This window comes from Stutzerimonas sp. FeSN7, from assembly GCF_030263795.1.
GTDB lineage: Bacteria > Pseudomonadota > Gammaproteobacteria > Pseudomonadales > Pseudomonadaceae > Stutzerimonas > Stutzerimonas stutzeri.
In genome coordinates, this window is the sequence record NZ_JARPMN010000001.1 from 172,605 (window position 1) to 186,487 (window position 13,883).

A 13,883-nucleotide genomic window follows, 5' to 3' on the forward strand; every position below is an offset into this window, starting at 1 on the left:
TACGATTCAAGCGAGCCCCCTGGCTCAATAATCCACCCGCACCGGCTGACCGATGGTCTGCGGCAGATCCGGCGGCAGGAAGTCGGTGTCCGGGTTGTAATCGGGTTTCAGGTAGGCCGCCAGCTGCTGCAGGTCGTCCGGATTCAGCGTGCCGGCCGCCTGCTTCAGGCGCAGGTTGTCGAGAATGTAGTCGTAGCGGGCGTTGTTGTAGTCGCGTACCGCGGCATACAGGCGCCGCTGGGTGTCGAGCACATCGACGATGTTGCGGGTGCCGACCTGATAGCCGATCTCCGTGGCTTCCAGCGCACTCTGGTTGGAGATGATCGACTGCCGGCGGGCCTGGACCTGTTCGATATCGGTGTTCACCGCGCGGTGCAGGTTGCGTGTGGCTTCCACCACCTGGCGGCGCAGGCTTTCGCGCTGTTGCTCGCTCTGGCTGAGCTGGTAATAGGCCTCGCGGCTCTGCGAGGTGGTCAGCCCGCCGCTGTAGAGCGGGATGTTCAGCTGCAGGCCGATGCTGCGCTGCTCGACGTCGCCGGTGTAGCGCGGCATGTCGAAGCCCGGGATGCCCTGGGTGTTGCTGAATCCGAGCGCGTCGTTGTCGCCCTTGCGATAGGACGCCACTGCGTCGAGCGTCGGTGCATGGCCGGAGCGGCGCTGGCGCAGGGTTTCCTCGGCGGCGGTCACGGCGTAATTGACCGCCAGCAGGTTGAGGTTCTGCCGCGTCGCCGTATCCACCCACGCCTTGGCCTCGTTTGGCACCGGCGCCAGCACCGGCAGGGTATGGCGGATCCCTTCCAGCGCCACGTACTCGCGGTTGGTCAGGGTGAACAAGGCCTGAAAGGCGTCCTCGACCTGGCGTTGGCCGATGGAGCGATTGGCGCGCGCGGTATCGAAGCCGGCCTGGGCTTCGAGCACATCGGTCTTGTCGGAAAGGCCCACCTCGAAGCGCTCGTTGGCCTGGTCGAGCTGGCGCTTGAACGCGGCTTCCTCGGCCTTCACCGCCGCCAGGTTGTCCTGCGCGCGCAACACGGCGAAATAGGCCTGGGCGCTCTGCAGGATCAGGTCCTGCTCGGCGATGGAGTATTCGATTGCGGCCTGCTCGCTCACGGCTTCCGCGGCCTTGAGCTGGAACCAGCGGTCGGCACGGAAGATCGGCTGGCTCAGCGTCGCCTGATAGGCGGTGCCACTGCGTGATAGCGACGTGGAGCCCATGCTGGTGTCGACGTCCGTTTCGGTGTCGCTCAGCTCGGCGCCGGCGCTGAGGTTGGGCAGCAGGCCGGCGCGTGCCTGTGGCACCACTTCCTGGCGTGCGCGGAACTGCGCCCGGGCCGCCGCCAGGTCGGCGTTGTTGTTGACGGCTTGCTGGTAGACGCTGACCAGATCGGTCTTGCTGGCGAGGGGGACGGTCTCTTGCGCCCAGGCCCCTCCGGCAGTGAGGGTGGCCACGGCGAGAGCCAGGGGGAGTCTGCGCAGCATGTTGGGTCCATCCTGAATAGAGCTGATGGGCAAGGCTAAGCGGCAGCTGTCAGGGGGTCAAGGCGCGCGTGCGCCGTGGTGTGAGGCGGCGATGGCGGTCCGGGCAAATGACCGAACGGTCGACTAGTTTCGCCATTGCCATGGTGTTCGCCCAAGGTCTTGATTAGACTCGACGGCGTTCTTGTCGGGGTGCCTTGAAGCGAAGGCTGAGATCGGAAAGTTCCGGATCCCGTTGAACCTGATCAGGTTAAGGCCTGCGTAGGGAACAAGATGTCCTCGTCTCGAACGTGACGAGTCTCTCCACCGCAGTTGCGGTGCCCGACGCCCTTGATCCGCCGTGTTGCTCAGGTTCGCTCCGACACATCCCAGGAGAAGCCGATGAGCGTGCAAAGCAACAAGAACCTGAGTGAGTCCGCCCAGGTCGACCAGCAGTCCATTCAACCCTTCCCGCGTTCGCAGAAAATCTATGTGCAGGGTTCACGCCCGGACATCCGCGTACCCATGCGCGAGATCAGCCTGGACGTGACGCCCACCGACTTCGGTGGCGAGATCAACGCCCCGGTTACCGTCTACGACACTTCCGGCCCCTACACCGACCCGAACGTCACCATCGACGTGCGCAAGGGCCTGGCCGACGTGCGCAGCGCCTGGATCGAGGACCGCGGCGACACCGAGAAGCTGCCGGGGCTGACCTCCGAATTCGGCCAGCGTCGCCTCAACGATGCCGAACTTTCCGCCATGCGCTTCGCCCATGTGCGCAACCCGCGCCGGGCCAAGGCCGGGCACAACGTCAGCCAGATGCACTATGCAAAGAAGGGCATCATCACGCCGGAGATGGAGTACGTCGCCATCCGCGAGAACATGAAGCTCGCCGAGGCGCGTGAAGCCGGCCTGCTGGTCGAGCAGCATGCCGGGCAGAGCTTCGGCGCGGCCATTCCCAAGGAAATCACCCCCGAATTCGTCCGCTCGGAAGTCGCGCGCGGCCGCGCCATCATCCCGGCGAACATCAACCACACCGAGCTGGAGCCGATGATCATCGGCCGCAACTTCCTGGTGAAGATCAACGGCAACATCGGTAACTCGGCGCTGGGCTCCTCCATCGAGGAAGAAGTGGCCAAGCTGACCTGGGGCATCCGCTGGGGTTCGGACACCGTGATGGACCTGTCCACCGGCAAGCACATCCACGAGACGCGCGAGTGGATCATCCGCAACTCGCCGGTGCCGATCGGCACCGTGCCGATCTACCAGGCGCTGGAAAAGGTCAACGGTGTTGCCGAAGACCTGACCTGGGAGCTGTTCCGCGACACCCTGATCGAACAGGCCGAGCAGGGCGTGGACTACTTCACCATCCATGCCGGCGTCTTGCTGCGCTATGTGCCGCTGACTGCCAAGCGCGTGACCGGCATCGTCAGCCGCGGCGGCTCGATCATGGCCAAGTGGTGCCTGGCGCATCACCAGGAGAATTTCCTCTACACCCACTTCGAGGAAATCTGCGAAATCATGAAGGCTTACGATGTCAGCTTCTCGCTGGGCGACGGCCTGCGTCCGGGCTCGATCGCCGATGCCAACGATGCCGCGCAGTTCGGCGAACTGGAAACCCTCGGCGAACTGACCAAGATCGCCTGGAAGCACGACGTGCAGTGCATGATCGAAGGCCCGGGCCATGTGCCGATGCACATGATCAAGGAGAACATGGACAAGCAGCTCGAATGCTGCGACGAGGCGCCGTTCTACACCCTCGGCCCGCTGACCACCGACATTGCCCCGGGCTACGACCACATCACCAGCGGCATCGGTGCGGCGATGATCGGCTGGTTCGGTTGCGCCATGCTCTGCTACGTCACGCCGAAGGAGCACCTCGGTCTGCCGAACAAGGATGACGTGAAGACCGGCATCATCACCTACAAGATCGCCGCGCACGCTGCTGATCTTGCCAAGGGTCATCCGGGCGCGCAGATCCGCGACAACGCGCTGTCCAAGGCGCGCTTCGAGTTCCGCTGGGAGGATCAGTTCAACCTCGGCCTCGACCCGGACACCGCGCGTGCCTTCCACGACGAGACGCTGCCGAAGGAGTCGGCGAAGGTGGCGCACTTCTGCTCCATGTGCGGGCCGAAGTTCTGCTCGATGAAGATTACCCAGGAAGTGCGCGAGTATGCTGCCGAGCACGGCCTGACCGACGAGCAGAAGGCCATCGAGGCGGGTTTCGCCGAGCAGTCCTCGCGCTTCAAGGACGAAGGCTCGGTGATCTACAAACAGGTGTGACCGGCGAGGGCGGGCCTGCGCTGATCATGAGCGCGGCTAACGCTGTGCGGTTATCCACCCTGCGGGAAGCTTCGCTTTGTGCTGCCGACAGGCGTAGGGTGGATGGCCGAAGCCATCCACCGGATTGCCCGCCCAGCGCTACCCGAGGCGACCTGCAACTTGTTGATTTTCCTGCATTAGACGCTTAGAGTGCTCGCCCTTCGTTATGCCCATGTAGCTCAGCGGTAGAGCACTCCCTTGGTAAGGGAGAGGTCGGCGGTTCAAGTCCGCCCATGGGCTCCATTGTTTGGCGGGTGCAGTCGTTAACTGTGACCTGGCCAATGGCCGCTGCAGCATTTTCCGGCTAAGGTCCCCTGTGTTTTCGACACTCAGGGACGAGTCATGGAAATCCTTCATCACGGCGCCGCCGATGGCGTCACCGGCTCCTGTCATCAGCTGCGCCTGGATACCGGTTTCAGCCTGCTGGTCGATTGTGGGCTGTTCCAGGGGGCCGATACCTCGCCGGGACGGGCCGGGGCCGGCAGTCTGGATATCGAGTTCGACCTGGCCGGCATTCGTGCGCTGGTCGCAACCCACGTGCATATCGACCACGTCGGCCGCATTCCCTACCTGCTGGCCGCAGGCTTCAGTGGCCCCATCCTCTGCAGTGAGCCTTCTGCCCGGCTGCTGCCGATCGTGCTCGAGGACGCCTTTCGTCTCGGCATCAGTCGTGACCAGCACAAGGTCGAGCAATATCTCGCGCTCGTCGAGCGGCGTCTGATCGCGTTGCCCTACAACCGCTGGTTCACCCTCAGCGACACGTCGTCGTTGCGGGCGCGCATCCGCCTGCGGCGCGCCGGGCATATCCTCGGCTCGGCCTATGTCGAGGTGGACATCAGGCGTCCTGGCCAGGCACGTCGGCGTGTGCTGTTCTCGGGTGATCTCGGTGCGCCCCATGCGCCCTTGCTGCGCCCGCCGCAAGTGGCGGCCGGTGCAGACGTGGTGGTGCTGGAGAGCACCTATGGCGACCGCCAGCACGAGGATCGAATGCAGCGCCGACAACGCCTGAAGCGACTGATCGAGAAGGCGCTGGCCGACGACGGCAGCGTGCTGATCCCGGCCTTCAGCATTGGCCGCACTCAGGAGCTGCTCTACGAGCTGGAACAGATCATCTTCGAGGCCCATGCCGGGGCCGGCCCTGCGTCTGGTGCCGGCTGGCGGCAGCTGCCGATCATCCTCGACTCGCCGCTGGCCAGTCGCTTCACCGAGGCATACCGCGAGCTGCGCCCGTTCTGGAATGACGAAGCGCAGGGTCGGCTGCGCGAGGGGCGCGATCCGATGGCATTCGACCAGCTGCTCACCGTCGACAGCCACGACCAGCATCTGAGCATGGTCCGCCACCTGGCCGAAACGGCGCGGCCGGCCGTGGTCATCGCCGGTGGCGGCATGTGCGCCGGCGGGCGCATCGTCAACTATCTGAAGGCGATGCTCGAAGATCGGCGGCACAACGTTCTTTTCGTCGGTTACCAGGCTGCCGGCACCCCTGGGCACGCCATCCAGCGCTTCGGCCCTCGCGGTGGCTACGTCGAGCTCGATGGCCAGCGACTGGACATCCGCGCCGGTATTGAAAGCATTGGTGGCTACTCGGCGCATGCCGACCGGAATGGGCTGCTTGGCTTCATCACCACGATGCGGCGCTGGCCGAGCGAGGTGCGGCTGGTGCATGGCGAGGCGCGCGCCAAGCAGCAACTGCGCGAGGGCCTTATGTCAGCCTATGCGGCCAAGGGGCGAAGGGTAGACGTGCTGGTCCCCGAGCGCTGAGTTTCGCTCTAGCGGCCCTGCAATACGTCCCGGTAGACCTGTACCGTTTGCTCGCACATGCGCTGCGCACTGAACTGCTCCTCGAAGCGGCGCGCCGCATTCGCGCCCAGTTCGGCGGCCAGAGCCGGATTCTCCCAGAGCTGGCCCATGGCCCGTCGCAATGCTGGCGAGTCGGCCGGCGGGACGGCCATACCGGTAACGCCGTCCAGGTTGACGAATGTCGTCCCCGTGCCGATCTCGCAGGAGATCATCGGCTTGCCATACATGGCTGCCTCCAGCAGAGAAATGCCGAATGCCTCCGAGCGCAGGTGTGATGGAAAGACGAATGCGTGGCAGAGTTGCAGCAGGCAGGCCTTGTCCTCATCGGTGATCCGCCCGGTCCAGATCAGATGTGCAAGTCCGAGCTGGCGTGCCTGTTCCTTGAGGTTGGCTTCCTCAGGACCTGCGCCAGCGATCACTACTGGCCAGCCAGTGCCGGCCACCGCCTCGAGCAAATACTCCAGCCCCTTGTAGTAACGCAGTACGCCGACAAACAGGAAAAAGCGCGCCGGCAGGCGTCCGCGCCAATAGGTCAAGCGCTCGGTCGAAGGCTCGGGGTAGGCCTGGCGATCCAGGCCATAGGGTATGACTACCGTCTTGCCGCCAAACCGACCCAGGACCTCGCTGCTTTCAAGATAGTTCGGCGAGGAAGCGATGATGCGGTCCATGCTCGCCAGGAAGCGCTGCATCAGCGGCTTGTATAAGGTGAGCAGCGTGCGCTGGCGGACGATGTCCGAATGATAGCTGACGACGCATGGCCGCCTGTGCCGGCTTACGAAGTGCACCAGATCCATTACCGGCCAGGGAAAATGGAAATGGATGATATCGGCCTGCCGAGCCGCGTCGCTGAACAACGCGAATGCTTCCCGGGAAAAACCGGTGGAGGCAATGACCAGATCCTGACGGGCCCTGACCACCTCATGGTCCGCGACCCACAGGCGCTGCGGCGAAGCGTCAGGGCTCAGCGTCAGCACGCGGCTTTCGACGCCCAGTTCGCGGTTGCCCTGGCACAGCTGATAAATGACCTGTTCTATGCCGCCGGTGGTATCCGGCAGGTAGGTCTTGAAGAAGTGAAGGACGCGCATGGGGGCTCGAGGCAGGTTGTCGGGCCGCCTGAATGCGCTGAGCGATCGGGCCGGCCCCAAATGGGACAGAGGCCAGCATGAGGCCCCGGGTCGGAAATCTACCTTGCGTCCCAGTGTCCCGACAAGGGCGTCATTCATCGTGCCGCCTCGGTTTACATTCTCCAGTGGATATAACGGTGGTAGACTCCGCCGCTTTCGAATATGCCAGGCAGTACCGAATCCATGCGTAATGTTCGCGAAAACAGCCTGAAGACCGCGCTCAAGGCGTGCAAGGGCAGTTTCCTCTCGGTCGGCTTCTTCAGCTTCTTCGTCAATGCCCTGATGCTGGTGCCGTCGTTCTACATGCTCCAGGTCTATGGCCGTGTCGTGACCAGCGGCAGCATCCCGACGCTGGTGATGCTCACGCTCATCATGACCATTCTGATGGGCACCATGGGCTCGCTGGAGTGGGTGCGTTCGCGCATCATGGTGCGCCTGAGCACCCGGCTTGATGTCCTGCTGAGCCGTGACGTCTACCGGGCGAGCTTCAAGAAGGCCCTGGACAGCGGTGGCATGGATGCGTCGGCGCAGCCTCTTAATGACCTTACCGGGCTGCGCCAGTTCCTTACGGGGAACGGTCTTTTTGCCTTTTTCGATACCCCCTGGCTACCGGTCTACATCGGCGTGATGTTCCTCTTTCACCCCTGGTACGGCTGGTTTGCCATCGGCTGCGCCATCGTTCTGCTCATGCTTGCGGTAGTCAACGAAAAGCTGACCGGCAAGGCCATCGCCGATGCCAACAAGCAGAACATCGCAGCGAGCCTGCACACCAACAAGAATCTGCGCAACGCCGAAGTGATCGAGTCCATGGGCATGCTGGAAACGCTCATGGGGCGCTGGGGCGAGCGTCAGCGCCAGGTTCTGCTGTTGCAATCGCAGGCTAGCGACAAGGGTGGAGTGGTTACCTCGTTCTCCAAGACATTCCGCATGCTGTCGCAGTCGCTCATTCTGGGTATTGGTGCCTATCTGGCGGTCAAGCAGGAGATCACTCCCGGCCTGATGATTGCCGGCTCCATTCTGCTCGGTCGTGCGCTGGCACCGATCGACCTGATGATCGGCAGCTGGAAGGGCTTCATTTCGGCCCGCTCCCAGTACGCACGACTGAACGAGATCCTCGACGAGCAGCAGGCTGAGCCGCAACGCATGTCCTTGCCCGCACCCGAGGGCCATGTGCTGGTAGAAAACCTCATCGTCAGTGCGCCCGGTTCCAAGACGCCGATTCTCAAGAACATAAGCTTCGCCGTGCCGGCGGGCTCGGTAGTGGGTGTCATAGGCCCGAGCGCCTCCGGCAAGTCCACATTGGCCCGCGCTCTGCTTGGCGTCTGGGCGCCGCAGCATGGTGTCGTGCGGCTCGATGGCGCGGATATCAATAATTGGGACAAGCGCGAGCTGGGCCCCTATGTCGGTTATCTGCCGCAGGACATCGAACTGTTCGAAGGCAGCATCAGCGAAAACATCGCCCGCTTCCGCGAAGTAGAGCCGGATAAGGTCATCCAGGCAGCCAAGACTGCCGGCGTGCACGAGATGATCCTGCAACTGCCTGAGGGCTATGACACGGTGATCGGCTCGGACGGTGTCAACCTGTCCGGTGGCCAGCGCCAGCGTGTCGGCTTGGCGCGGGCGATCTACGGCAGCCCTCGGCTGATTATCCTTGACGAGCCCAACTCCAACCTCGACGAGGTCGGAGAGCGCGCACTGGCCATGGCCATCCAGCAGCTCAAAGCCAGTGGCGCCACGGTGTTCATCATTACCCACCGCACCAGCATCCTGGCCCAGCTCGATCGCCTGCTGGTTATGAGCAACGGAGCAATCGGCCTGTATGGGCCGCGCGACAAGGTCATGGCCGAACTCAACAAGCAACAAGCCAGCGCCCAGAAGATTGCCCAGGTAACGCCTGGGCAATCTGCGGCACGCTCGTAACCGAGACCATCATGACCAGCATGAACAATGCCATCGAAGATCGCCTTGCCAGCCTGCCGGCGTCGGACCGCAAGGCTCGCCTGATCGGTTTTGCCATCGTTTTCGTGACGTTTGGGCTCTTTGGTGCCTGGGCCACCTTCGCCCCTTTAGGCAGCGCCGCACTGGCGCCCGGTGTAGTGACCGTGCAGTCCTATCGCAAGACCATCCAGCACTTGGAAGGCGGCATCGTCAAGGAACTGCATGCCCGTGACGGAGACGTCGTGGCTGCAGGCGATCCGCTGATCGTGCTTGACGACACCCAGGTCCGTGCCGAATACGGCATGACGCTCAGCCAGCTGGTGGCTGCCCAGGCCATGGAAGCGCGGCTGCAGGCCGAGCGCGACGGGCGGGAGCAGATCGACTTCAGCGGAATGATCGAAACCAGCAGCCATCGCGCGATCGAGGCCCAGGACGGGGAAACCCAGGTGTTCAATGCCCGTCGTGGTTCCCGGCTTGGAGAAGTCGCTGTTCTGCAGAAGCGTGTCGGACAGCTGCAGGAGCAGATTTCTGGCTTGCAATCGATGGTCGCTACCAAGCGCAATCTGGAAAAGTCCTACCGCGATGAAATTGGCGAACTGACGGAGCTCTTGGCAGAGGGTTATGTCGACAAGCAGCGTCTGCTCGAACAGCAGCGCCGCCTCGACATGCTCAAGGCCGAGGTCGCCGATCACCAATCGGAGGTTACCAAGACCCGCCTGCAGATCAGTGAAACCGAGCTGCAGATACTCCAGCTGAACAAGGATTTCAATTCGGAAGTGGTGGCACAGCTCTCCGAGGTGCAGACAAAGGTGTTCGACCTGCAGGAGCGCAAGGCCGCTCTGGAAGATCGCCTGAGCCGCATCGTCATCCGTGCCCCCGAAGACGGCATGATCCTGGGCATGAAGGTCCACACGATCGGCGGTGTCGTCAGCCCGGCCACGCCGTTGCTCGATATCGTGCCCTCGGTATCCGACCTTATCGTCGAGGCTCAGGTGTCGCCTATCGACATTGACCGTGTAAGCGTGGGCAAGCCCGCCGATATCCGCTTCAGTGCCTTCAAGAGTTCGACCACTCCGGTGATCAAGGGTGTTGTCCGGCATGTATCGGCGGACCGCCTGATCAATGAGGAAACGGGCATGCCCTACTACCTGGCGCGCGTCGCGCTGACCGAGGAGGGCGCGCGGGCGCTGGGCTCGCTCACGCTCCAGCCGGGCATGCCTGCGGAGGTGCTGATCAATACCGGCAACCGGACCATGTTGCAGTATCTGATGCAGCCGGCGACCGATGCCTTTGCCAGATCATTGATCGAGGACTGATGGTGCGCTGCTTCGCTTCTCTTTGCTTCAGCCTGTTCTTCGGCCTCGTTCAGGCTCAAGCCGCCGAAACACCGGCGGCGCCGCCGGGCGAGGTTACGGCCTCGAACTACTCGGCCAACCTGATGCAACTCTATCGCGAGTCCCGCCTCGAGGATCCGCGTGTCCTCGCCGCCTACGCTCGCGCCCAGGCAGGCAAGGAGCGCGAGCGTGAAGCTTTTGGCGGACTGCTGCCGCAGGTCACCGCAAGCAGCAGCTTCAACCGCACCAATCGCGACGTGGAAACCTACACCGAAAGCTTCAACAACGAGCGCTACGCTCTCTCGCTAAGCCAGCACTTGTATAACAAACAGGCCTGGGAGAATTACCAGGAGTTCAAGGCCCGGGCGCGGCAGGGCGAGTACGAAGCGGAAGATGCGCAGGCGGAGGCGACCGTTGACCTGGCTCAGCGCTATTTTGTTGCCCTGGCGTCGGACGACGAACTGGAGCTGGTGCTGGCCGAGCGCCGTGCCACGCAGAAGAATCTCGACCGCGTTGAGGCAATGTACGAGCGACAGCTCGCCATGGTGACCGACGTACTCGATTTGCGGGCGCGCGTCGATGCATTGGCTGCGCAGGAGGTCGAGGCGCGCAATCAGGTACGCGTCAGCCGCGAGGAGTTGTCCGAAATCATCGGTCGCCCCGTGACCGAGCGCCTCAGTCGTATACGCGAGGACATCGAGCTGCAGGTGCCGGGCGAAAGCGTCAGCGTCTGGGTCGAACGTGCTGTCGCCGCGAACCCTGCGCTCAAGGCCCAGGAGCAGGCTCTGGCGGCTGCCGAGGCCGCCCTTCGTGAAGGGCGGGGTGGGCATTACCCTTCGGTAAGTCTCAACCTCAGCGCTCAGCGCAGTGATGTCGGTTACGACAATACCCTTGCGCCTCGCTCGGATAGCTATGTCGCCAGCCTTGGCGTGCAGATCCCGATCTACAGTGGCGGCTCCACCTCGGCCCGTAGCCGCGCGCTCTACAACGACCGGCTTTCGACCGAGCAGCAGATGGAAGCGGTGCGGCGAGAAGTTGTCAAGGAAACAACCAGCGCCTACCTGACCGCCCAATCCAGCGTGGAAAGGATCCGTGCCTCACGTAATGCGCTGGAGTCGGCAGAGCGGTCCAGCGTGGCTGCCGAGCGCGGCTTCGAGTTCGGCGTCGTCAACGCGGTTGATGTGCTGACTGCGGTACAGAATGAATACAAGGCTCGGCGTGATCTGCTCAAGGCGCAGTACGATTTCATCACTAATCTTTTGATATTGAATCGTTGGGCCGGCGGCTTGTCCGAGCAGAGCGTTGCCAACGTTAATCTCTGGTTGGCTCGTGGCGAATCTGCACGGGCTTTGGAAGAAAAACAACGGAATGAGCATGAACAGTAAAACCGCGATCATCACCGGCGTCACCGGCCAGGACGGCGCCTACCTGACCGAACTGCTGCTGAACAAGGGCTACAAGGTCTACGGCACCTATCGCCGGACCAGCTCGGTCAACTTCTGGCGACTTGAGGAGGTCGGCGTGCTCGAGCACCCCTCACTGGAGCTGGTCGAGCATGACCTGACGGACCTGTCATCGAGCATCCGCCTGATGCAGCGCGCGCAGCCCTCCGAGGTCTACAACCTTGCCGCACAAAGTTTCGTCGGCGTGTCCTTCGATCAGCCGATCACCACCGCTGAGATTACCGGTGTTGGCGCGGTAAACCTGCTCGAGGCTATCCGTATCGTCAACCCGGCGATTCGTTACTACCAGGCCTCGACCTCTGAGATGTTCGGCAAGGTTCAGCAGATACCGCAGACCGAAGCCACTCCTTTCTATCCGCGCAGCCCCTATGGTGTGGCCAAGCTGTATGCCCACTGGATGACGGTCAATTACCGTGAGTCCTACGGCATATTCGGTGCGAGCGGCATTCTCTTCAACCACGAGTCTCCACTGCGCGGTAAGGAATTCGTTACCCGCAAGATCACCGACGCCGTGGCACGCATCGCTCTCGGCAAGGGGGATGTTCTAGAACTTGGCAACCTTGACGCCAAGCGCGACTGGGGCTTTGCCAAGGAGTACGTCGAAGGCATGTGGCGTATGCTTCAGGCTGACGAGCCAGACACCTTCGTGCTGGCTACCAACCGTACCGAGACCGTGCGCGACTTCGTCAGCATGGCGTTCAAGGCTGTGGATATCCAGCTCGACTGGCAGGGGGCCGCTGAGGGCGAGCGCGGGATTGACAGTCGTACCGGAAAGATCCTCGTTGAGGTCAATCCGCGCTTCTATCGGCCGGCTGAAGTGGACCTGCTCATTGGTAATCCTGACAAGGTCAAGGCAGTCTTGGGCTGGGGGCCGAAGACCACGCTTGAAGAGCTTTGCCAGTTGATGGTTGAGGCGGATCTGCAGCGCGTGCAAAACGGCAAATCGTTCTAGTTACAGCTCTCCCTCGCCGATATGGCTCGCTCCTGCGGCGTGGGCAGGGTTTCCTGGAGGCGGCTCCTGGCCGCGAACGGCTCCGCACGGTGGTCGGATCATCCTTAGCGGCCATGGGCCCGCCCCTGCGCCGGGGGCCGGGTTCTGTACTTGTTTGTTCGTTCCAGTCGGTCAGGCCAATCATGCCATCTCTTAACCCGCCCGCAGTTCACCAGTTCGCCAACGACTGCACGCCTGGCGACGGCATCACCAACGGCATGCTGCTCACCCGCAAGCTGCTGCGCGGCGCTGGCGTTGTGTCGGATATCTACTGTGCCGAGATTCACCCGGACCTGTGCGGCGATGTCTTGCCCATGGCCGATTACCGTCCCGGTTGCGCGGGCGCGCTGCTGGTCCACCACGGCCTGGGTAACCCGCATGAGGCCTGGTTGCGCAGCCTGCCCGAAGCCAGGTTCATGGTCTTCCACAACATCACCCCCGGCCACCTGTTCCCCGCGGACCACCCGATCCAGCCCCTGCTGGCCCAGGGCTGGGAACAGGTGGCCAGCTGGCGACACTGGCTGGCTGGCACGATTGCCGATTCGCGACAGAACCTGCAGGAGCTGCTGCAGCGAGGCCATGAGCCCGAGCGGCTCATCGAGCTGCCCCTGCTGATTGACCTCGACCGCATCGTCAAACCCATTCGCCAGCCCGATGCAGCGGTGCCCCGCCCCTTCACCCTGCTGTTCGTTGGCCGGGTCATGCCGCACAAGAACCAGCTGGCGCTGGTGGAGGCCTTTGCCGCGCTCAGGCAGCGAGCCCGGCAGCCGCTGCGGCTCGATCTTGTGGGTGGCTTCACCGTTCCCGAATATGCGCAGCAGGTCCAGCAGCGTATCCGCGCACTGGGGCTCGAATCGGCTGTGACCCTCACCGGTAAGGTCAGCGACGCGGTGCTGGCCGAGCACTACCGCAACAGCGATCTGTTTGTCGGGCTCAGCCTGCATGAGGGGTTCGGCATGCCCTTCATCGAGGCCATGGCATACGGCCTGCCGGTAGTCGCCTACGACGCCCCCGGCAGCAATGTTGCCGATACCCTGGGTGGTGCAGGCGTGCTGCTCCCTGGCTGCGGGCCGCTCGAATGTGCAGCCGCACTGGATGAGCTGGTGCGTAGCCCTGCCCGGCGGATGGAGCTGGTCGAGCGAGGGCGTCTGCGATTGCATGCGTTCGAGCACGCATCCCTTGCGCAACGCCTGCTGGCCTACCTGCTGCGCCACGGTGTCACGCAGCTGTCGACACTTGTCACGACGATTGGCACGCGCGACCAACGTCCTATTGTCGCAGGCTATTGACAGCCGGAATGCGCACTGCCCAACGCCTTGTTATCCGAGCCCAGGCCGCCGCCGTAGCTCGTCTGGAACCAGGGTTATAAATGCAGTTATCGGTTGGAGTTGCATACACACCTATTAATGAGAGACGCGGATAGCGGTGTTTTTTGGGGACTGGATGTCTTGCA

General features: G+C 63.0%; 9 protein-coding genes, 1 tRNA gene and 1 riboswitch. Of the genes, 8 read left to right on the forward strand and 2 right to left on the reverse strand.

Annotated features, from left to right (window positions below; translation table 11 throughout):
* Positions 1 to 24 precede the first annotated feature (24 nt).
* Positions 25 to 1,479, reverse strand: coding sequence for a TolC family outer membrane protein (locus P5703_RS00730; protein WP_285585238.1), 1,455 nt, complete (start codon positions 1,477 to 1,479; stop codon positions 25 to 27).
* 175 nt (positions 1,480 to 1,654) lie between these two features.
* Positions 1,655 to 1,761: riboswitch (TPP riboswitch) on the forward strand.
* Between the two features lie 96 nt (positions 1,762 to 1,857).
* Between P5703_RS00730 and thiC the strand changes: the two genes are divergently transcribed.
* The 3 genes from thiC to P5703_RS00745 all read left to right on the forward strand — a co-directional run bounded on the left by thiC (position 1,858) and on the right by P5703_RS00745 (position 5,541).
* A complete protein-coding gene (gene thiC, locus P5703_RS00735) occupies positions 1,858 to 3,741 on the forward strand; it encodes a phosphomethylpyrimidine synthase ThiC (RefSeq protein WP_017246570.1) in 1,884 nt (627 codons plus the stop codon).
* Between the two features lie 207 nt (positions 3,742 to 3,948).
* Positions 3,949 to 4,023 (forward strand) — tRNA-Thr (locus P5703_RS00740).
* A 99-nt stretch (positions 4,024 to 4,122) separates the two neighbouring features.
* A complete protein-coding gene (locus P5703_RS00745) occupies positions 4,123 to 5,541 on the forward strand; it encodes an MBL fold metallo-hydrolase RNA specificity domain-containing protein (protein WP_224110431.1) in 1,419 nt (472 codons plus the stop codon).
* An 8-nt stretch (positions 5,542 to 5,549) separates the two neighbouring features.
* On the opposite strand, the gene P5703_RS00750 is transcribed toward P5703_RS00745, so the two are convergent.
* Entirely contained in the window at positions 5,550 to 6,665 is a 1,116-nt protein-coding gene (locus P5703_RS00750; protein ID WP_285585244.1) for a glycosyltransferase family 4 protein, read from the reverse strand.
* Between the two features lie 222 nt (positions 6,666 to 6,887).
* Here P5703_RS00750 and P5703_RS00755 point away from each other — a divergent pair, with 222 nt between their 5' ends.
* From P5703_RS00755 to P5703_RS00775, 5 genes are all read left to right on the forward strand, one after another.
* Positions 6,888 to 8,624, forward strand: coding sequence for a type I secretion system permease/ATPase (locus tag P5703_RS00755; RefSeq protein ID WP_285585246.1), 1,737 nt, complete (start codon positions 6,888 to 6,890; stop codon positions 8,622 to 8,624).
* Positions 8,625 to 8,644: 20 nt separating this feature from the next.
* On the forward strand, positions 8,645 to 9,958 hold the full coding sequence (locus P5703_RS00760) for an HlyD family type I secretion periplasmic adaptor subunit (RefSeq protein WP_285590026.1): 1,314 nt from the start codon (positions 8,645 to 8,647) through the stop codon (positions 9,956 to 9,958).
* Entirely contained in the window at positions 9,955 to 11,361 is a 1,407-nt protein-coding gene (locus P5703_RS00765) for a TolC family outer membrane protein (RefSeq protein ID WP_502989185.1), read from the forward strand. The genes P5703_RS00760 and P5703_RS00765 overlap by 4 nt, the downstream gene beginning before the upstream one ends.
* A complete protein-coding gene (gene gmd, locus P5703_RS00770; protein WP_285590030.1) occupies positions 11,345 to 12,391 on the forward strand; it encodes a GDP-mannose 4,6-dehydratase in 1,047 nt (348 codons plus the stop codon). Before P5703_RS00765 ends, gmd begins: the two co-directional genes overlap by 17 nt.
* Positions 12,392 to 12,573: 182 nt before the next feature.
* Complete coding sequence (locus P5703_RS00775; protein WP_285585250.1) at positions 12,574 to 13,719, forward strand: glycosyltransferase family 4 protein; 1,146 nt, start codon at positions 12,574 to 12,576, stop codon at positions 13,717 to 13,719.
* Positions 13,720 to 13,883 lie beyond the last annotated feature (164 nt).

Bases quoted from the DNA above. Each gene is read 5' to 3' on its own strand.
- P5703_RS00730 (WP_285585238.1), bottom strand. From the start codon at position 1,479: ATGCTGCGCAGACTCCCCCTGGCTCTCGCCGTGGCCACCCTCACTGCC.
- thiC (WP_017246570.1), top strand. From the start codon at position 1,858: ATGAGCGTGCAAAGCAACAAGAACCTGAGTGAGTCCGCCCAGGTCGAC.
- P5703_RS00745 (WP_224110431.1), top strand. From the start codon at position 4,123: ATGGAAATCCTTCATCACGGCGCCGCCGATGGCGTCACCGGCTCCTGT.
- P5703_RS00750 (WP_285585244.1), bottom strand. From the start codon at position 6,665: ATGCGCGTCCTTCACTTCTTCAAGACCTACCTGCCGGATACCACCGGC.
- P5703_RS00755 (WP_285585246.1), top strand. From the start codon at position 6,888: ATGCGTAATGTTCGCGAAAACAGCCTGAAGACCGCGCTCAAGGCGTGC.
- P5703_RS00760 (WP_285590026.1), top strand. From the start codon at position 8,645: ATGAACAATGCCATCGAAGATCGCCTTGCCAGCCTGCCGGCGTCGGAC.
- gmd (WP_285590030.1), top strand. From the start codon at position 11,345: ATGAGCATGAACAGTAAAACCGCGATCATCACCGGCGTCACCGGCCAG.
- P5703_RS00775 (WP_285585250.1), top strand. From the start codon at position 12,574: ATGCCATCTCTTAACCCGCCCGCAGTTCACCAGTTCGCCAACGACTGC.